General features: G+C 74.8%; 18 protein-coding genes. 10 read left to right on the forward strand and 8 right to left on the reverse strand.

Going from position 1 to position 18,855, the window contains the following annotated elements:
- Positions 1–11: 11 nt before the first annotated feature.
- From rpmI to KW076_RS06800, 3 genes are all read left to right on the forward strand, one after another.
- Entirely contained in the window at positions 12–206 is a 195-nt protein-coding gene (rpmI, locus tag KW076_RS06790) for a 50S ribosomal protein L35 (protein WP_224354601.1), read from the forward strand.
- Between the two features lie 86 nt (positions 207–292).
- Complete coding sequence (gene rplT / locus KW076_RS06795) at positions 293–679, forward strand: 50S ribosomal protein L20 (RefSeq protein WP_224354602.1); 387 nt, start codon at positions 293–295, stop codon at positions 677–679.
- 103 nt (positions 680–782) lie between these two features.
- The gene (locus KW076_RS06800; RefSeq protein ID WP_224354603.1) at positions 783–1,679 is read left to right on the forward strand and encodes a TrmH family RNA methyltransferase; all 897 of its coding nucleotides are present in this window, start codon (positions 783–785) and stop codon (positions 1,677–1,679) included.
- A gap of 122 nt (positions 1,680–1,801) precedes the next feature.
- Here the strand turns inward: KW076_RS06800 and KW076_RS06805 are convergent, their stop codons facing one another.
- Positions 1,802–2,080, reverse strand: coding sequence for a GlsB/YeaQ/YmgE family stress response membrane protein (locus tag KW076_RS06805; protein ID WP_224354604.1), 279 nt, complete (start codon positions 2,078–2,080; stop codon positions 1,802–1,804).
- A 117-nt stretch (positions 2,081–2,197) separates the two neighbouring features.
- The gene (locus tag KW076_RS06810; RefSeq protein WP_224354605.1) at positions 2,198–3,466 is read right to left on the reverse strand and encodes an MFS transporter; all 1,269 of its coding nucleotides are present in this window, start codon (positions 3,464–3,466) and stop codon (positions 2,198–2,200) included.
- A 57-nt stretch (positions 3,467–3,523) separates the two neighbouring features.
- Here KW076_RS06810 and KW076_RS06815 point away from each other — a divergent pair, with 57 nt between their 5' ends.
- Positions 3,524–4,003, forward strand: coding sequence for a (deoxy)nucleoside triphosphate pyrophosphohydrolase (locus tag KW076_RS06815; RefSeq protein WP_224354606.1), 480 nt, complete (start codon positions 3,524–3,526; stop codon positions 4,001–4,003).
- Positions 4,004–4,025: 22 nt separating this feature from the next.
- Here the strand turns inward: KW076_RS06815 and KW076_RS06820 are convergent, their stop codons facing one another.
- The gene (locus KW076_RS06820; RefSeq protein ID WP_224354607.1) at positions 4,026–5,156 is read right to left on the reverse strand and encodes an Rv2578c family radical SAM protein; all 1,131 of its coding nucleotides are present in this window, start codon (positions 5,154–5,156) and stop codon (positions 4,026–4,028) included.
- Between the two features lie 75 nt (positions 5,157–5,231).
- Between KW076_RS06820 and KW076_RS06825 the strand changes: the two genes are divergently transcribed.
- Positions 5,232–5,879, forward strand: a complete 648-nt coding sequence (locus tag KW076_RS06825; protein ID WP_224354608.1) for a pyroglutamyl-peptidase I — start codon at positions 5,232–5,234, stop codon at positions 5,877–5,879.
- Positions 5,880–5,915: 36 nt separating this feature from the next.
- On the opposite strand, the gene KW076_RS06830 is transcribed toward KW076_RS06825, so the two are convergent.
- From KW076_RS06830 to KW076_RS06840, 3 genes are read right to left on the reverse strand one after another with little or no spacing between them, the layout of a single operon-like run.
- A complete protein-coding gene (locus KW076_RS06830; protein WP_224354609.1) occupies positions 5,916–6,410 on the reverse strand; it encodes a hypothetical protein in 495 nt (164 codons plus the stop codon).
- A complete protein-coding gene (locus KW076_RS06835; RefSeq protein WP_224354610.1) occupies positions 6,407–6,763 on the reverse strand; it encodes a CHY zinc finger protein in 357 nt (118 codons plus the stop codon). Before KW076_RS06835 ends, KW076_RS06830 begins: the two co-directional genes overlap by 4 nt.
- Before the next feature lie 35 nt (positions 6,764–6,798).
- Complete coding sequence (locus tag KW076_RS06840) at positions 6,799–7,266, reverse strand: MarR family winged helix-turn-helix transcriptional regulator (protein ID WP_080983906.1); 468 nt, start codon at positions 7,264–7,266, stop codon at positions 6,799–6,801.
- A gap of 22 nt (positions 7,267–7,288) precedes the next feature.
- Between KW076_RS06840 and KW076_RS06845 the strand changes: the two genes are divergently transcribed.
- From KW076_RS06845 to KW076_RS06865, 5 genes are all read left to right on the forward strand, one after another.
- Positions 7,289–7,789 carry a VOC family protein gene (locus KW076_RS06845; protein ID WP_204371902.1) on the forward strand — a complete coding sequence of 167 codons (501 nt, stop codon included), beginning with the start codon at positions 7,289–7,291 and terminating at the stop codon, positions 7,787–7,789.
- A gap of 73 nt (positions 7,790–7,862) precedes the next feature.
- The gene (locus tag KW076_RS06850) at positions 7,863–8,849 is read left to right on the forward strand and encodes an IS481 family transposase (RefSeq protein ID WP_224354611.1); all 987 of its coding nucleotides are present in this window, start codon (positions 7,863–7,865) and stop codon (positions 8,847–8,849) included.
- 102 nt (positions 8,850–8,951) lie between these two features.
- Positions 8,952–10,028 (forward strand): phenylalanine--tRNA ligase subunit alpha, encoded by a 1,077-nt coding sequence (pheS, locus tag KW076_RS06855; protein ID WP_224354612.1) that lies wholly within the window; start codon positions 8,952–8,954, stop codon positions 10,026–10,028.
- A 6-nt stretch (positions 10,029–10,034) separates the two neighbouring features.
- On the forward strand, positions 10,035–12,587 hold the full coding sequence (gene pheT, locus KW076_RS06860) for a phenylalanine--tRNA ligase subunit beta (protein WP_224354613.1): 2,553 nt from the start codon (positions 10,035–10,037) through the stop codon (positions 12,585–12,587).
- A gap of 20 nt (positions 12,588–12,607) precedes the next feature.
- Positions 12,608–13,285, forward strand: a complete 678-nt coding sequence (locus KW076_RS06865) for a 4'-phosphopantetheinyl transferase family protein (RefSeq protein WP_224354614.1) — start codon at positions 12,608–12,610, stop codon at positions 13,283–13,285.
- A 41-nt stretch (positions 13,286–13,326) separates the two neighbouring features.
- Here the strand turns inward: KW076_RS06865 and KW076_RS06870 are convergent, their stop codons facing one another.
- Both KW076_RS06870 and KW076_RS06875 read right to left on the reverse strand, forming a co-directional pair.
- Positions 13,327–14,688: a M1 family metallopeptidase gene (locus KW076_RS06870; RefSeq protein ID WP_224354615.1), complete on the reverse strand. Its 1,362-nt coding sequence runs from the start codon at positions 14,686–14,688 to the stop codon at positions 13,327–13,329.
- Positions 14,685–18,734: a Pls/PosA family non-ribosomal peptide synthetase gene (locus KW076_RS06875; protein WP_350354973.1), complete on the reverse strand. Its 4,050-nt coding sequence runs from the start codon at positions 18,732–18,734 to the stop codon at positions 14,685–14,687. The genes KW076_RS06870 and KW076_RS06875 overlap by 4 nt, the downstream gene beginning before the upstream one ends.
- Positions 18,735–18,855: the final 121 nt, after the last annotated feature.

An 18,855-nucleotide genomic window follows, 5' to 3' on the forward strand; every position in this document is an offset into this window, starting at 1 on the left:
GAACGGCTGCCATGCCGAAGATGAAGACCCACAGCGGCGCCAAGAAGCGCTTCCGCGTGACCGGCTCCGGCAAGATCATGCGCCAGCAGGCCAACCGCCGCCACTACCTGGAGCACAAGTCCTCGCGCCTGACCCGCCGCCTCGCCGGCGACAAGGTCGTCTCCAAGGGCAGCATCAAGCAGATCAAGCGGATGCTCGGCATCTGACCACCCTCCGGCCCACCGGCCGGTCCCTCACCTCTTCCCGGAGCGGTGCGCCCTGCACCCCGGGACCGACAGACAGGAGCACACACGTGGCACGTGTGAAGCGGGCGGTCAACGCCCACAAGAAGCGTCGTACCGCCCTGAATCGCGCCTCGGGCTACCGTGGTCAGCGTTCCCGCCTCTACCGCAAGGCGAAGGAGCAGCTGCTCCACTCGTTCACCTACAACTACCAGCACCGCCACAAGCGCAAGGGCGACTTCCGTCGTCTGTGGATCACCCGCATCAACGCGGCCGCCCGCGCCAACGGCATGACCTACAACCGCTTCATGCAGGGCCTCAAGCTGGCCGGCATCGAGGTGGACCGCCGCATGCTGGCCGAGATCGCCGTGTCGGACGCCGCCACCTTCACCGCGCTCGTCGAGACCGCCCGCACGGCGCTCCCGGCCGACGTGAACGCCCCGGCCGCCTCCCGCTGAGCCGTGGCCGGCGCGTCAGCGCCGTGACCGACAGGGGCGGGCCCGTCTACCGGGCCCGCCCCTTCGTCGTCCCCGCACATCCCCAGGAACAGGAGACCCCCGCATGTCCCGCGCCCCGCAGCCCGACGACGAGCTCATGCAGAACCCCCGCGCCGAGCGGGTGCGTGCCGTGGCGGCCCTGGCCGGACGCGCCGCCCGTCGGCGCAGCGGCACGTTCGTGGTCGAGGGCCCCCAGTCCTGCCGGGAAGCGCTGCGCGCGCACCTCGGGGAGGGGCCGGAGCGGACACGCGCCCAGTGGCGCCCCGGCGCCGTGCTCACCCAGCTGTTCGTCGCCCCGGACCTCTTCGCCCGCGATCCCGGGCTCGGCGACCTCGTGGCGCGCCTCCACGACCTCACGGGGCCGGACCGTGTCCTGGTCCGGGAGGCCACGGACGAGGTCCTCACCGCCATGTCCGACGCGGTCACGGCGCAGGGGATCGTCGCGGTGGCCCGCATCCCGCAGCCGCTCACGGCGGAGGACGCGTGGTCCGACGCGCGGCTCGCCGCCGTCCTGTGTCGGGTGCAGGACCCGGGCAACGCAGGGACGATCGTGCGCGCGGCCGACGCCGCCGGCGCCGACCTCGTGGCGTTCACCGCCGGTTCGGTGGACCCGTTCGGTCCCAAGGCGGTCCGCTCCACGGCGGGGTCGCTCTTCCACGTCCCCCTCGTCGTCGGGACGGAGGCGGACGCCGCCGCCGACGCCGCCCGGGCCGCCGGCATGCAGGTCTGGGCCGCCGACGGCTACGGGGCGGATCGGCTGGACGCCCTGGAGCAGGACGTGCTCGGGGCACCGACGGCCTGGCTGCTGGGCAACGAGGCCCAGGGCCTGTCCGCCGCCGAGCTGGAGCTGGCCGACCGCCGGGTCGCGGTGCCGCTCTACGGGGCGGCGGAGTCCCTCAATGTGGCCACCGCCGCCACGGTCTGCCTGTACGCCTCCGCCATGGCGGCCCCGCACGCCTGACGCGCCCGTCCGCCGCACCGACGCGGCCACCCGGCGGGACGAGAACGGGGGCGTGGGCCGGAGATCCGGCCCACGCCCCCGTTCGGTGCGTGGCGAGCCCGTGGGCTGAGCGCGTCAGATGGTCAGACGCGGGTGCCGCGGCCCATGCGGCCGGCGATGGCCTGCCAGATGAACGCGACGATCACGCCGCCGATGATGGCCCAGAACCAGGTGGCCAGGTCGAAGAAGCCGTCGTTGGTGGACGCACCGAAGAGGGTGCGGCCCAGCCAGCCGCCCAGCAGGGCACCCAGGACGCCGGTGATGAGGGCGCCCAGCCAGCCGGAGCCCTGGTGGCCCGGAAGGATGAGACGAGCGATGGCGCCGGCGATGAGGCCGAGGATGATCCACGCGAGGAAGCCCATGATGAATGTCCTTTCTGGACGTCTATAGCTGTACGTGGGGACACGTTAGCCCACGCCCGGGGGTCGCCCTCCACCCCTCATCGACTGCGAATGCGCTGTGCATCCATGGTCGGCGGGCTATGCCCCAGGCGGCGCCGACGCGGGGCGGCGCAGCAGCGCCACCGACATCAGCAGCCCGACGAGGGCGATGCCCGCGCCGATCAGCGAGGGCATCCGGAGGGAGGCGCCCGCCCCGACGGCCGCCGCGCCCACCCACGCGCCCATCGCGTTCGCCATGTTGAGGGCCGAGTGGTTCAGCGAGCCGGACAGCTGCGGCGCCGTCGGGGCGGCGTCCACGAGGAGCACCTGGAGGGCCGGTGCGATGCCGGAGCCGGAGAGGGCCACGACCAGCAGGCTCACCAGCAGCGCCGGCCACCAGGGGGCGGTCAGGGAGACGGCCAGCAGGCCCAGCGCGCTCACGCCGAACGACCAGCGCAGGGTCCGGATCGGGTCGCGGTCCGTCAGGGCGCCGGAGACGAGGGTGCCGATCACCATGCCCACGCCGTAGAGGGCCAGGACCGCGGGCACCCAGCGCGGGTGCAGGCCGGAGACCTCGGTGAGCAGGGGTGCGATGTAGGTGTAGAGGCAGAACATGCCCGCGAAGCCGACGACCCCGATGGCCACCGTCGCCCACAGCCGCCCCGAGGCCAGCCCGCGGATCTCGGCGGCGACGGACGCGCCCGCCGGGGCCGGCACCCGGGGGACGAGGAGGGCGGTGGCGGCGATGCATCCCAGGGCGCACGCCGCGACGACGGCGAACATCCACCTCCAGCCGGCCGCCTGGCCGAGGGCGGTGGCGGCGGGCACGCCGACGACGTTGGCCACCGAGAGGCCCGCCATGACCCAGCCGATCGCCTGGCCCCGACGCGCGGGGCCCGCGAGGTCCGCGGCGGCGAGGGCCGCCGCGGAGAAGAAGGCGCCGTGGGGCAGGCCGGAGACGAACCGGGCCGCCATGAGCGCACCCAGGCTCGGGGCCAGCAAAGAGGCGAGGTGCCCCACCACGAACAGGCCCATGAGGAGGATGCTGGAGAGTTTGCGGTCCATGCGCGCCAGCGCCGCCGCCAGCACCGGCGCACCCACCACCACGCCCAGGGCGTACATGGAGATCAGGACGCCCCCGGTCTCCAGGCCCACACCGAGGTCGGTCACGGCCTCGGGCAGCAGGCCCATCATCGTGAACTCCGTGGTCCCGATCGCGAAGCTGCCCAGGGCCAGGGCGAGGATCGCCGGCAGCAGGCGCACGCGCCGCGGGCTCAGGAGGTCGTCGGGCGAGGCGGGACGAGGGGAGGGGGCGGCGGCGCCGTGATGCGGTCTCGGGATCGGGTGCGGAGCGGGGTTCTGGGGCACCGGCCCAGCCTACGGACGGCGGCGCAGACGAGGCGGCCCCGCCGCTACTCTGGCGGCATGAGTCCCGCCACACCGCAGACCCCTCCCGTGCCGTCCGCGCCGCGCCCCGTGGTGGGGGTCGCCCTGGTCGACGACGCCGCACGCCCCACCGCGCTGCTGGCCGCGCGGCGCAGTGCCCCGGCATCCCTGGCCGGGCTCTGGGAGTTCCCGGGCGGCAAGGTGGAGCCGGAGGAGGGGGCCGATGCCGCGCTGCACCGCGAGCTCGTCGAGGAGCTGGGCGTGCGGGTGCGCCTGGGCACCGAGGTGGCGGCCCCCGAGGGCCCAGGCTGGGAGCTGGCGAACGGGGCCCGGATGCGCGTGTGGTTCGGCGTGCTCCGGGAGGACTCGGGCGCCCCCGCCGCGCTGCAGGACCACGATCGCCTGGAGTGGACGCCGCTCACGGCCGAGGCCCTGCACGCGCTGGACTGGATCCCTGCTGACCGGCCGATCGTCGACGCGCTGTTGGCGGCGGTCGAGGCCGGCCGACTCGGGCTCTGAGCCGGGCCGGTCGGTCCGGCGGTCAGAACAGCGTCGGCTGCGCGATGACGGGCCGGACGGCGTCCGCGGCCGTGTCCGCCTGCTCGGCGCCGGTCGTGCCGGCCGGGGCGGAGAGGGGTGCCGAGGCGCCCCCTCGCGGGCCGGGCCCGTCCTCCCGGGTGATCGTGTGGGCGCCTCCGTGGCGCAGTCCGTGGCGCGCCGCAGCCTCCCGTGCGGCCTGGGAGACCACCCGGCGGTACGCCTGCGGCGCGTAGGCGGAGCGGGCGTACATGCGCCGGTAGTCCGCAGCGAGGTGGGGGTGCTCCCGGTCGATCCAGCCCAGGAACCACTCCCGGGCGCCGGGGCGCAGGTGCAGGGTCCCGGCCAGGACGCTGTGCGCTCCGGCGTCCGCGAGGGCGGCCATGAGCCGGTCCAGCTGGCGGTCCGAGTCCGTCAGCCAGGGCAGCAGGGGCATGGCCATGACGGAGACCTCCACCCCGGCCTCGGCCAGACGGCTGATCAGCCGCAGGCGGGCCGCGGGGGAGGGCGTGCCCGGCTCCACCGCGGCCGCCAGGGAGGGGTCGAGGAGGGCCAGGGACAGCCCGACCTGCACGGACGTCTGTGCGGCGGCCGCCTGCAGGGCGGGCGCGTCCCGCCCCAGCAGCGTGCCCTTGGTGAGGATGGAGAACGGGGTCCCCGTGTCCGCCAGGGCGGTGATGATGCCGGGCATGAGCCGGTAGCGGCCCTCGGCGCGCTGGTAGGGGTCCGTGTTGGTGCCCAGGGCCACCGGCTCACGCGTCCAGCCGGGACGGGAGAGCTCCGCGCGCAGGACCTCCGGGGCGTTCGTCTTGACCACGATCTGCCGGTCGAAGTCCTCGCCGGGCCCGAGGTCCAGGTAGCGGTGGGTGCCGCGGGCGTAGCAGTAGACGCAGGCGTGGGTGCATCCGCGGTAGGGGTTCACGGTCCATCGGAAGGGCATGGCCGAGGAGGCGGGCACCTTGTTCAGCGCGCTGCGCGCCAGCACCTCATGGAAGGTCACGCCGGCGAACTCCGGCGGGGACACGATCCGCTGCAGGCCCGGGAGCGGCAGCGTCGCGGGCGAGCCGGCCGGTGTGCCGGCCCCCGGCCGCTGAGCTCCGCCCCCGGTCCGCAGGGTCTGCGCTTCCCATCGCATGACTCCATTAGAACACATGTTCGAATCGCGTGACAACGGCCGGAGTCGGCACGGCCTTCCCGTAGCCTGGCGCGCATGACCGACCCCGTCCGCGTCCTCCTCACCGGCTTCGAGCCCTTCGGCGGCGACGACCACAACCCCTCCATCGAAGCGGCCCGTGCGGCCGCCGCGGCCCTGACCGCGGACGGGACCCCCGCCGTCGCCGTGGAGCTGCCCTGCGTGTTCGCCGCGGCCGGGCCCGCGCTGGCCGCCGCGCTCGAGGCGCACCGACCGGAGATCGCGGTCGCCGTCGGGCTCGCCGGGGGGACGGCCGCCGTGCGGGTGGAGCGCGTGGCCGTGAACCTGCAGGACGCCCGGATCCCGGACAACGCGGGGGACCGGCCCGCGGACCGCCCCGTCCGCTCCGGCGGTCCCGCCGCGCACTTCGCCACCCTTCCGGTCAAACGCGCCGTCGCCGCCGTGCGCGAGGCCGGTGTCCCCGCCGAGCCCTCCCTCTCGGCCGGGTCCTTCGTGTGCAACCACGTCATGTACTCGCTGCTCGACGCCCCGGCCCCGGCCCGCGCGGCCGGCTTCGTCCACGTCCCGTGGAGCCGCGAGCACGCGCCGACGCCGCAGACCCCGGCTCTGCCGGCGGCGGACCTGGCCCGCGCCGTCGCCGCGGTCGCCCGCGCGGCCCTGGTCGAGGGCCCGGACCTCGACGTCCCCGGGGGCGCCCTGCACTGACGTGGGCCGGACCCGCCGTGCGGCAGCCGGCGCGGCTCAGGCGCGGCGGGCGTCGCGGAGGTCCCCGCCGGCCGGCTTGAGCGCGCCCCGGCCGGGGCCGCGCCGCACCGCCGCCTGGACGTATCCGCCGCGCTCCAGTCCCGCGCCCCGCTCGAACGGGTTGCGCGACGCCGGGTCGCCCGTGCGCCAGCTCGACCACGCCGCCGACATCCCGTACAGCGGCAGGAAGGGCAGCCCCAGGCACGCCGCGTACTGGGCGGCGTGCGCTCCCTCGTGCCGCCACAGCCGCTCCGTCATCTCCAGCCCGGGCCGGGTGAACACGACGTCCCCCACCGTGAACGCCGCCCCGCCCGGGAACCGGTGCCGCCAGCCCTCCGCGTGGAGCAGCCCGTCCGGCCCCGGGCGCAGGGGGCAGCCCGCGAGGACGGCGCCCACCACACCGAGGGGCGTCGAGAGGTTCAGCAGGTTCCACAGGCCCCGCAGCCGCGCGGCGCCCCGCGGCCGAGTCGGGCGCGCGGGGGCGGCGCTCACGCGTCCACCGCGAAGTACAGGCGGGCGTGTCGGGAGCAGCCCGGGTTGAAGCCGGCTCCGCAGGCCGGACAGTGCGGATCCGCGTGGGCCATGGCGGCGCGGTACGCGGGCACATCCATCTCGTGCCGGCAGACCCCGCACAGCACGCTCGGGAGGCCGAACGCCTCGCGGGGGAGCGGGCGGCCCGGATGGCCGGCCAGCTCGTCGTGGCACTCGCGGCAGCACCAGTACTCCGGGCAGCAGTCCAGGCGCAGGGCGACGACGTCGCGCTCGGTCCGGTAGTGGGCGCAGCGGGTCTGCGGGTCGGCGTCGACGCCCCGGACGGCGGGGCCGGGGTCTGCGGGCGTCACCATGGCGCCAGACTAGGGGAGCGCGTCCGGCGCGGCCACTAGATGTACTGACCGGGGACGTTGATCGAGTCCGCTGCATGTGAGGCGTCGAGCTTCCCAAGGAGTGCCTCCAGCGCTGTCAGCTCGTCGGGGGTCAGGGCGTGGAAGAAGGCGTTGCGTCCCTGACGCAGGCCGGGTTGCAGGTCATTCCACCACTGCCGCCCCTCGGGGGTCAGGCTCAGAAGTCGCGACCTGGCATCGGCGGGGTTCGGTCGGGCCTGGACCCATCGCGCTTCGATGAGCTTCCTGATGGTGGCACCGACGTTCCGCGGGTCGACCGCGATGGCGGTTGCCACCTGTGCCTGCGTACGTTCACCTTCCGCGAGGACAGCCATGGCAGTGAACTGGGCCGTGGTGATCCCCTGCCCTGTCAGGTGAGTCGCCCATGCCCTCTCTGCGCGCCGCCCGAGGGTCGCCAGGAGGAAGCTGGCACCTTGGCGATACTTGACGTCACTCGATGTGCTCATATTTTATGTATACATGCCTTCCTTGACGCCCCCGACCGGGCACAACACCATCAACCCCTTCGCCATCGTTCCAGACGCCATGGGCTTCATCCGCTTCGTGGAGTCCGTGTTCGACGGGCACGAAGCCGCCCACGTCCGCACCCCCGATCGGGACGGCTCGATCATCCACGGCGAGGTCACGATCGGCGACGCCACGATCATGCTGTGCGACCGCAAGCCCGACTGGCCCTTCACGCCGGCCTTCCTGCAGGTCTATGTCCCCGATGCCCAGGACTGCCTGGACAAGGCCGTCGCGGCCGGAGGGCGCATCGTGACTCCCGTCAGCGACTTCTACGGCGGCTACCGGATCGCGCGCGCTCTCGACCCGTGGCGCAACCTCTGGTGGATCTACGAACCGACGACCCAGCCCCTGCACCAGGATGAGCGCGACAGCGACACCGACTGGCACGACCGCAAGCCCAGCCTCGTCTACACCTCCCTCATGGACGCCATGCGCTCCCTGGATCGACCTGAGCCGGCATGAGTCACCGCCAGCTCTTCGGCCCCGATCACGCACCATCTGATCGGGGCCGATTCGCACCCACCCTCGAACGATAATGACCCACCTCAACGCAGCTCTCACACCTCGCCACCGGCTCAAGGTCGCCCGCCTCGTCGTCGAGGACGGCCACCCGATCAGCGAGGTCGCCGCCCGGTTCCAGGTGTCCTGGCCGACCGTGAAGCGGTGGGTCGACCGCTACCTCGCCGGCGAGTCCATGAACGACCGCTCGTCGCGACCGAAGTCCTCACCGAAGAAGACGAACAAGGCGGTGACGAAGCGGTGCGTGAGCCTGCGAATGCGACTGCGCGAAGGACCAATCCAGCTCGCCGCCCGGCTGGGGATCGCTCCCTCGACGGTCCACCGCATCCTCACGGCGGCGCGCCTGAACCGGTTGTCGTACGTCGACCGCGCCACGGGCGAGCCAGTACGTCGCTACGAGCACCCGCACCCGGGTTCGCTGGTGCACGTGGACGTGAAGAAGATCGGGAACATCCCCGACGGCGGCGGCTGGCGTTACGTCGGCCGCCGCCAGGGCCAGAAGAACCGCGCCGCGACACCGGACAAGCCGAAGAACAAGTGGCACAGCCCCAAGCTCGGGTACGCATTCGTACACACCGTCATCGACGACCACTCCCGCGTCGCGTACACCGAGGTCCACGACGACGAGACCGCCATCACCGCCGTCGCCGTCCTGCACCGGGCGGTCGAGTGGTTCGCCGAACGTGGCGTTACCATCGAACGAGTGCTGTCCGACAACGGTGGGGCATACCGGTCGTACCTGTGGCGCGACACCTGCGAGGCGCTGTCGATCCGTCCGAAGTTCACCCGCCCGTACCGGCCGCAGACCAACGGAAAAGTGGAGCGGTTCCACCGCACGATGGGTGACGGGTGGGCCTACGCCCGCTGCTACACCAGCGAGCAAGAACGCCGAGACGCCCTCCCCGACTGGCTCCACCACTACAACCAGCATCGCCCCCACAGCGCCTGCGGGAACCAGCCGCCCTTCTCACGATTGATCAACGTCCCCGGACAGTACAACTAGACTGGCCGACAGGCCGCCGCCCGGGCGGACCGGCGCCCGCGCGCCCGGTCCCCGCCGCGCCGGCGGCGATCCGACGTCCCCTCATGCGAAGGTCATCGACCCATGACTTCCAGTCCCGAGACGGGCGCGTCCGAGGACGCGCCGCAGCTCTCCCCCGTGGACGGCCCCGCCGTCGACGCCGCCGTGGCCGAGGCCCTGGCAGCGTTCGAGGCCGCCGCCGACCTCGAGGAGCTCAAGGCCGCGCGCCTGGCCCACCAGGGCGACCGCGCCCCGCTGACCCTGGCCAACAAGGCCATCGGCACCCTGCCCAAGGAGCAGAAGGCCGAGGCCGGCAAGACCATGGGCGCCGCCCGGAGCCGGATCGGCAAGGCCCTCGCCGCCCGCACCGAGGTGCTCGAGGCCGAGCACGCCGCCCGCATGCTCGCCGAGGAGACCGTGGACGTCACCGCGGCCGCCGCGCGTCGCCTCCCGGGCGCCCGCCACCCGCTGTCCCTCCTGCAGGAACGCGTCTCCGACATCTTCGTCGGCATGGGCTGGGAGATCGCCGAGGGCCCCGAGCTGGAGCACGACTGGTTCAACTTCAACGCCCTGAACTTCCCGCCGGACCACCCGGCCCGCGAGATGCAGGACACCTTCTTCGTGGAGCCCCTGGAGTCCAACCTCCTGCTGCGCACCCACACCTCCCCGGTGCAGGTCCGCTCCATGCTGGAGCGCGGCGCCCCCGTGTACGTGCTCTGCCCCGGCCGCACCTTCCGCACGGACGAGCTCGACGCCACCCACACCCCCGTGTTCCACCAGTTCGAGGGCCTGGCCGTGGACCGCGGCCTGACCATGGCCGACCTGCGCGGCACCCTCGAGTACTTCGCCCGACAGATGTTCGGGCCGGAGGCGGAGATCCGCCTGCGCCCGAACTTCTTCCCCTTCACGGAGCCCTCCGCGGAGATGGACATCTGGCACCCGCAGGCCAAGGGCGGCCCGCGCTGGATCGAGTGGGGCGGCTGCGGCATGGTCCACCCCAACGTCCTGCGCTCCGCGGGCATCGACCCGGAGGAGTTCTCCGGCTTCGCGTTCGGCATGGGCATCGAGCGCACCCTGATGTTCCGCAACGAGGTCCCGGACATGCGGGACATGATCGAGGGCGACGTCCGCTTCTCCCAGCACTTCGGAATGGAGCTCTGATCCACCGTGCGTATCCCGCTTGACTGGCTGCGCGAGTTCGCGCAGGTCCCCGCCGACGCCACCGCCGAGGACGTCCTGGCCGACCTCGTCACGGTCGGCCTCGAGGAGGAGGACGTCCACCGCCCGTCCGACGAGCTCACCGGCCCGCTCGTCGTCGGCCAGGTGCTCACCCGCGAGCCCGAGCCGCAGAAGAACGGCAAGACCATCAACTGGTGCTCCGTGCGCGTGGTGCCCGAGGGCGCCGAGCAGACCCTGACCGGTGAGGGCATCGACCCCTCGGGCGTGCAGGGCATCGTCTGCGGCGCCCACAACTTCGAGGTCGGGGACAAGGTCGTCGTCTGCCTGCCCGGCGCCGTGCTGCCCGGGGACTTCCGCATCTCCCCGCGCTCCACGTACGGCCACGTCTCCGCCGGCATGATGGCCTCCGCCCGCGAGCTCGGCCTCGGCGACGACCACGACGGCATCATCGTCCTGGGCGACATGGGCCTCGACCCCGAGGTCGGCACCGACGTGGTCGACCTCTTCCACCTCCGCGAGGAGGCCGCCGAGGTCAACGTCACCCCGGACCGCTCCTACGCGTTCTCGATCCGCGGCATCGCCCGCGAGTACGCGCACGCCACCGGCACCGCGTTCACGGACCCGGCCGCCGCCGTCACCGCGCCTGAGGCGAACGACGCCGGCCCCGCCGTCACGCTCGCCGACGGCGCCGGCATCTACGGCGTCCCCGGCTGCGACCGGTTCGTGGCCCGCGTGGTCGAGGGCATCGACCCCGCCGCCGCGACGCCGCCGTGGATGGCCGCGCGCCTGCGCTTGGCCGGCATCCGCCCCCACTCCCTGGCCGTGGACGTCTCCAACTACGTCATGTGGGAGCTGGGTCAGCCCCTGCACTTCTACGACGCCGACCGCCTCACCGGCGGGATCACCGTGCGCCGCGCCGCCGCGGGGGAGACCCTGCGCACCCTCGACGACAAGGAGCGCACCCTCGATCCCGAGGACCTCGTGATCGCCGACGAGTCGGGCGCGATCGGCCTGGCCGGTGTCATGGGCGGCGCCGCCACCGAGGTGTCCGAGGGCACCACCCGCGTGCTCATCGAGTCCGCGCACTTCGACGCGGTGTCGATCGCGCGTACCCGCCGCCGCCACCGCCTGCCCTCCGAGGCCTCGAAGCGCAACGAGCGCGGCGTGGATTGGGAGATCGCCGACGAGGCCGCCGAGCGCGCGGTGCAGCTGCTCGTCGAGCTCGCGGGCGGCACCCCCGCCCAGGGCGTCACGGACGTGGGCACCCGGCCCGAGCCCGTCGTCGTCGAGCTGGACCCGGAGTACCCGGCCCGCCGCATCGGCGTGGACTACCCGCGCGAGCGGGTCGTGGAGCTGCTGACCGGGCTCGGCGCGTCCGTCGAGGACGCCGGGGACCTCCTGCAGGTCACGGCGCCCACCTGGCGCCACGACCTGCGCATCCCGGAGGACCTCGTGGAGGAGGTCGCCCGCCTGGACGGCTACGCGAACATCCCCTCCACCCTCCCCGTGGCGCCCCCGGGCCGCGGCCTGACCCGCGCCCAGGTGCACCGCCGCCGCGTGGCGGACACCCTGGCCGCCGCAGGCCTCACCGAGGTCCTCGACTACCCGTTCGTCTCCGAGGGGCAGAACCGCCTGTTCGGCTCCGCCACCCCCGAGGAGGGCGCGGCGCAGCGCATGGTGCGCCTGGCCAACCCGATCTCCTCGGAGTTCGGCTGGATGCGCACCACCCTGCTGCCGAACCTCCTGGAGACCGTCCGTCGCAACGTCTCCCGCGGCTTCAAGGACGTCGCCCTGTTCGAGGTCGGCGCCGTGTTCCTGCCGGGTGACGGCGCCCTCGGCTCGCCCTCCAACGAGCCCATCGGTGTCAAGCCCTCCGCCGAGACCCTCGCGGAGCTGGACGCCGGCATCCCGGCCCAGCCCCGCCACGTGGCCGGCGCCTTCGCCGGGCACGAGGCCGCCCCCGGCGCCGGATTCGCCCCGCGCGCGTTCGACTGGCAGGACCCGATCGCCGCCGCGCTCGCGGTCGGCCGGGCTGTCGGGGTGGAGCTGACCGTGGTCCAGGGGACGCACCAGGCGTTCCACCCGGGCCGCACCGCCACCCTGTCGCTGCCGGACGGCACCGCGGTGGGCGTGGCCGGTGAGCTGCTGCCGGCCTGGCTCGAGGACGCGGACATGCCCGCCCGCACGGGCGCCTTCGAGTTGGACCTGGATGCCGTGCTGGCGGCCGCCGCGGACCGCGTCGTGGCCCGGCCGCTGTCCACGTACCCCGCCTCCCAGCAGGACGTCGCCCTCGTGGTGGCGGACGACGTCGTCGCCGGGGACGTGCGCGCCACCCTCGCCGAGGGCGCGGGCGAGCTGCTCGAGGAGGTCGCGCTGTTCGACGTCTACGCCGGCAAGGGCGTGCCCGAGGGGCACAAGTCCCTCGCCTTCAGCCTGCGCTTCCGTGCGCCGGACCGCACCCTGACGGCCGACGAGGCCTCCGAGGCCCGCGAGGCCGCCACGGCGCTCGCCGCCGAGCGCCACGGGGCCGTGCAGCGCTGAGCCGGACCCCCGGCTCGGCCGTGCGTGAGACGAGCGTGACGACGGCGCCGACCTCCCCCACGCGGGGGATCGAGGTCGGCGCCGTCGGCGTGTCCCGGACCGAGGGCACCGCGCAGGTGCTGGCGGCCCTGGGGACGAGGCTGGGTCTCGGGCCGCGCGCCCTGGCCCTGGCGCACTCCTGCCCCGGCTGCGGGGCGACGGACCACGGGGCCCCGGCACTGCGCCGCGCCGGCGACGGGACGACACCCGGTGGGGCGCCCGGCGACGACGGGGGGCCCGTCCTGCCCGCCGTGAGCCTCACCCACGTCGACGGGCCCCGGCCGGTGACCGTGCTCGCGTGGTGCACGCCGTCCGTCGCAGGCACGGCGTGGGGGATCGGCGTGGACGCCGAGGACCCGACGGCGCCGCAGACCCTGCGCGCCTTCGCCGCGGGAGCGGACGGCGCCGCGGAAATCGACGCCGTGGCCTTCGCGGCGGAGGAGCGCGCCGCCCTGGCCGGGCTGTCCCCGGAGGGGGCCCTCGCCGAGCGCGTGCGCCTCTGGACCGTCAAGGAGGCCCTGGTGAAGGCCCGCGGGACCGGGTTGGACCGCGACCCCGCCGAGGTGCGCCCCCAGCTCGGGGAGGCGGTCGTGCCCCTGGCGGATCCGCGGCTGCCCCCGGGCGTGGTCGGGACGGTCGCCTGGCGGCCGGCCTCCTAGCCCCGGCGCGGCGTGCCGGCACCCCGAGCCCGGGCGGGGGCTCAGCCGGGGAAGGCGGGCAGCTCCGGCCGCAGCGTCCAGGCGTCGAACAGCGCGTCCACGTCCTCCGGGGCCACGTCGGCGCGCGGCGCCCAGGCGAGCACGTGGGCGCGGAACCCCGGCGTGTCCACGGTGGCGAAGCGGTGCCGGGCCACCCAGTCCCGGAGCATCTCGCCGAACACGGCGTCACCCAGCAGCGTGCGCACGGCCAGCACCGTGAGCGCGCCCCGCTTGTACACGCGATCGTCGAACATGTCGGCGGCGCCCGGCGCGGCCAGGACGAGGTCTTCCCCCTGGCGCTTCAGGCCGTGCCAGGCCTGCTTCGCCTCGTGGCGGAGGGCGGCCCGGCCCGACGCCTCCGCCCACAGCCACTCGGAGTAGCAGGCGAATCCCTCGTGCAGCCACAGGTCGGACCAGCGCCCCAGGGTCACGGCGTTGCCGAACCACTGGTGGGCCATCTCGTGGGCGATCAGCCGCTCCGACTCCCACGAGCCGTCCAGGTGGTTCACGCCGAACAGGGACAGGCCCGCGGCTTCGAGGGGGATCTCCAGGACGTCGTCGGCGACGACGGCCGCGTAGTCGTCGAACGGATAGGGCCCGTAGGCCGCGGTGAAGGCCTCCATCATGCGGCCCTGGCCGGCCATCGCGGCCTCGGCGCGGGCCTGCAGGCGCGGGGAGACGACGAGGCGCAGGGGCGGCACGCCCCCGGCCGCGGCCGACTCCGGCGTCCCGGAGCCCGGCGCGGTCACCTGCCGGTACCGGCCGATCTGCAGGGTGAGCAGGTAGGCGGGGACGGGCCGGTCCATGACCCACCGCCAGGTCTCGCGGGATCCGCGGGAGCGCAGGCGGGTGCCGCGGCCGTTGGCCACGGGGAGGTAGCCGGCGTCGCAGGTGACGGTGATGTCCGCGGTCTGGCGGACCGCGGGGGAGTCGATGCACGGCACCCACGTGGACGCGCCGTGGGGCTGCCCGGCCACGAGCACCCCGTCCGTCAGCTCCTCCCAGCCGATGGTCCCCCACGGGCTGCGGCGGGGCCTCGGGTGCCCCGAGTAGGACAGCCGCAGGACCACGAGCGACCCCTCCGGCAGGGAGGCGCCCAGGTGCACGACCACGCGGTGCGGGCGGTTGCGCGGCGTCGTCGCCCTCACCTTGAGGGGGCGGCCGTCGTGGGTGCCGGCGGCGCCGTCGACGGCGAGCCGGTGCAGGTCGAGCTCGACGGTGTCGCTCTGCCGGCACAGCCGCACGTGGAGCTCCGCGACGCCGGCCACCCGGTTGGACGCCAGCCGGACGTCGAGCTCCACCCGCAGGTGCTCGATCGTGGCGGTGTCGGAGCCGACTCCGGGGATGTACGGGTCGGTGCTCATCGGATGCCTCCTGCGCTGGTCGGGTCGGGGATCACAGGCAGCGCGCCGGTGGCGGCCGCGGCCCGCTGGTGTGCCGTCGGGGTCTTGCCGGGCCGGCGCCACGGGGCCACGGGGTTGCCGAGCCACCAGGTGCCGCCGGGCAGCTCCTCGCCGCGCATGACGAGCGAGCCGGCGCCCACGGTGGTGCCCTCGCCCAGACGCGCGGCGGGCAGCACCACGGAGTTGGGGCCGAGGGTGGCGCCGTCGGCGAGGACGACCTCGTCGAGGGCCATGACGCGGTCGTGGAAGAGGTGGGTCTGCACCACGCAGCCGCGGTTCACGGTGGCCCCGTCGCCCAGGGTGACGAGGTCCGCCTCCGGGAGCCAGTAGGACTCCACCCAGGCGCCGCGGCCGATGCGGGCGCCCATGCCTCGCAGGAACCAGACCATGGCAGGGGTGCCGGCGGCGGCGCGGGAGAACCAGGGGGCGGCGAGGAACTCGGTGAACGTGTCCGCGACCTCGTTGCGCCAGATGAACGAGGACCACAGGGGGTGCTCGCCGGCACGCACGCGGCCCACGAACGCCCTCTTGGCGAGGACGGTCACCACGGCGGCGACGGCGCCCGCCGCGAGCAGGACGGCGCCGCCGAGCAGGGCGGCCAGCCACCAGGTGCCCACCGCTGCGAGGGCGGCGAGGGCGGCGCCCACGGCGATCGTCAGCGCGACGTGCAGCCAGACCGGGATCGCGCGCAGCAGCTCCCAGCCGGTGCGGGCGGCCTTGAGCCGGGCCGGGGGCGCGTAGGTGAGCGAGGCGTCGGCCTCGACCTCGGTGCGGCGCAGGCGCACGGGCGGCGATCCCATCCACGAGGTGCCGGCCTTGGTCTTGGCGGGGGTGGTGGAGAGGACGGCCACGAGGGAGTCCCTGCGGAGGGTGCGGCCACCGGGGACCATGCCGGAGTTGCCCACGAAGGAGCGCTTGCCGACCTTCGCCGGGGCCACGTGCATCCAGCCGTCTTCGAGCGTGTAGGAGGAGACCATCGTGTCGTCGGCGAGGAACGCGCCGTCGCCGACCTGGGTCATCGTCGGCAGGAGCACCACCGTGGACGCCTCGACGTCCTTGCCGACGCGGGCGCCGAGCCAGCGCAGCCAGGTGGGCGTGAAGCGGGAGGCGTAGATCGGGAAGAGCTGGTCGCGGGCGGCGTCGAGCAGGCGCTCGGTGGCCCAGATCTGCCAGCCCACCCGCGAGCGCACGGGGTGGTGGCCCGGGGTGATGCCGATCGCGAGGACGCGCACGGCGACGAGCACCAGCAGCATCTGCACGCCGAACCACACGGCGGCGATCAGCGGGCTGGCCGCGAGCAGGCGGGCGGCGGCGGTGCCGACGGCCTGCAGCGGCGACGCGTCGGCGGCGGCGGGCGGCCACCAGGTCAGGGACCACGCGCCGACGGCCGCCGCGGCGGCCACGGCCGCCAGCGGCAGCAGCGCCACGGCCGTGGAGGAGAGCGTGGAGAGCACGCGCCAGCCGGCGGCGTCCGGGGCGGTCTCGGCCGGGGCCGAGCCGCGCTTGACCTTGCCGAGCTTCACGGCGGGGGAGCCGCCGTGGCGCTGGTGGCCGCGCAGACGCCCGGCCACGGTGGAACCGGCCTCGACGTGGGCGCCGGCGCCCACCTTGGCGCCGGGCAGCAGGGTGGAGCGGGACCCGACGACGGCCCCGGCCCCGACCTCCACGGTGCCGACGCGCAGCACGTCGCCGTCGACCCAGTAGCCGGAGAGGTCGACCTCCGGCTCGATCGAGGCGCCCTCGCCCACGGTGAGGAGCCCCGTCACGGGCGGGAGGGCATGCAGGTCGGCGTCGCGGGCGATGCGGTTGCCCAGCAGCCGGCCGTAGGCGGGGATCCACCCGGCCCCGGCGAGGGAGTAGGGGTCCACGAGGTCGGTGACCTGCTGCGCCAGCCAGAGGCGCAGGTGCACGCGTCCGCCGCGCGGGTGGGCGCCCGGGCCCACGCCGTGCAGCAGGGCGCGTGCCGTCAGCCCGGCCACGAGCATGCGGCCGGGGGCGGTGACCACGAACAGCCCCACGAGCGCGAGGATCCACCACGGGACGGTGGGCAGTCCGGGGACCAGGCCGGTGGCGGCGAGGAGGTTCACGGCGACGCCGGTCCACGTCCCCAGGCGCAGCGCCGGGAGGATGAACGCGGGCAGCCCCACGAGGGTCTGGGCCCACTGGGTGCGCCGCCGGGTGGTGTCGACGTTGCGCTCGTGGACCTCGATGCCCTCGGCGCCCTCGCCGAGCACGGCGGAGACGAGCTCGTCGGCGGTGGGGTGGCGGTAGACGTCCTGGACGGTCACGCCGGGGTGGCGCTCGCGCAGCCGGGCCACGAGCTGGGCCGCGGCGAGCGATCCGCCGCCGGCGGAGAAGAAGTCGGTCGAGCCGTCGGCCGGGGCCGCGCCGAGCACGGCCGCCCACTGGGCCAGGACCCAGCCGTCGGGGGTGGACTCGTCGGGGGTGTCGGCGTCGTCGGTGGCGGCGGTGCCGGGCAGCGGCCAGGGCAGGGCGTTGCGGTCGACCTTGCCGGAGGTCTTCGTCGGCAGGGAGTCGACGAGGGCCAGGCGCGGGACGATCGCCGCGGGCAGCTCCTCGGCGAGCCGGGCGTGGGCGGCGTCGAGGTCGAAGCCCTCGAGCGGGCCCGTGGGCTTGAGGTAGCCCACGAGGAGCTGGTTGCCGGCCGGGGTGGTGCGCACCGCGGCGGCGCCGCCCTGCACACCGGGCAGGTTCTGGAGGGCTGCGTCCACCTCGCCGAGCTCGATGCGGCGGCCGCCGACCTTGACCTGGTCGTCGGCGCGGCCCAGGAACAGCAGTCCCGCGGGGTCGTAGAGCACGAGGTCGCCGGAGCGGTAGGCGCGGTCCCAGCCGAGGGTCTCCATGGGCGCGTACTTCTCCGCGTCCTTGGCGGGGTCGAGGTAGCGGGCCAGGCCCACGCCGCCGATGATCAGCTCGCCGGTCTCGCCCTCCGCCACGGGGACGCCGGAGGCGGGGTCGACGACAGCCAGGTCCCAGCCGTCCAGGGGCAGGCCGATGCGCACGGGTCCCTCGCCGGCCAGCGGGGCGGCGCACGCGACGACCGTCGCCTCGGTGGGGCCGTAGGTGTTCCAGACCTCGCGACCGGGCACGGCCAGGCGTGCGGCGAGGTCGGGCGGACAGGCTTCGCCGCCGAAGATCAGCAGGCGCACGTTCGCGAGTGCGGCCGTCGGCCACATCGCGGCGAGGGTCGGCACGGTGGAGACGGCCGTGATGCGCCGTTCGGCCAGCCAGGGGCCGAGGTCCATGCCCGAGCGGACGAGCGCGCGGGGCGCGGGCACGAGGCACGCGCCGTGGCGCCAGGCCAGCCACATCTCCTCGCAGGAGGCGTCGAAGGCCACGGAGAGGCCGGCCAGGACACGGTCGCCGGGGCCGAGCGGATCGGCGGTGAGGAAGATCCGGGCCTCGGCGTCCACGAAGGCGGCCGCGGAGCGGTGGGACACGGCGACGCCCTTGGGCGTGCCCGTCGAGCCGGAGGTGAAGATGATCCACGCGTCGTCCTCCAAGCGGGGGGCGCGGGCCTCGGGCGCCTCGGCCCGCTCGGCGGCCGCGCGGTCGTCGAGCGCGCGCTCGCCGGTCAGGACGCCGGCCACCCGGGCCTCGCCGAAGACGAGCCGGGCGCGCTCCTCGGGGTCGTCCGCGTCCACCGGCACGTAGGCGGCGCCGACCGCCATGACGGCGAGGATGGAGACGTAGAGGGCCGCGGTGCCGGAGGGGATCCGCACGCCCACCCGGTCGCCCGCGCCGATGCCGTGCGCCTGCAGGAACCGCGCGGACTCGAGGACCCGGTCCAGCAGCTCCGCGTAGCCGAGCTGCGCCGTGCTGTCGTCCAGGGCGGGTGCCTCGGGGTGCTCGCGCGCGGTCGCGTCGAGGATGTCGATCAGCGTGCGTGGCGGCGGTGTGCGGTCCGTGCCCGGCAGCTGGGGTGCGTGCGGGGTGCCGGCGTCGTGGGGGGCGGAGCGGGGCGTGGACGGGTGGGGTGCGGTCACGGGACCTCCGGGGACGGCGTGGGAGTGAGGACGGGGCGGGGGACGACGCGCGGGCGGTCCAGGACCGACCCAGCCTAGTTCACCTGTTGTTCACCTGGGGTGGGGGACCCGCCACACGGTC

Source organism: Micrococcus porci (assembly GCF_020097155.1).
Taxonomy (GTDB): Bacteria; Actinomycetota; Actinomycetes; order Actinomycetales; family Micrococcaceae; genus Micrococcus; species Micrococcus porci.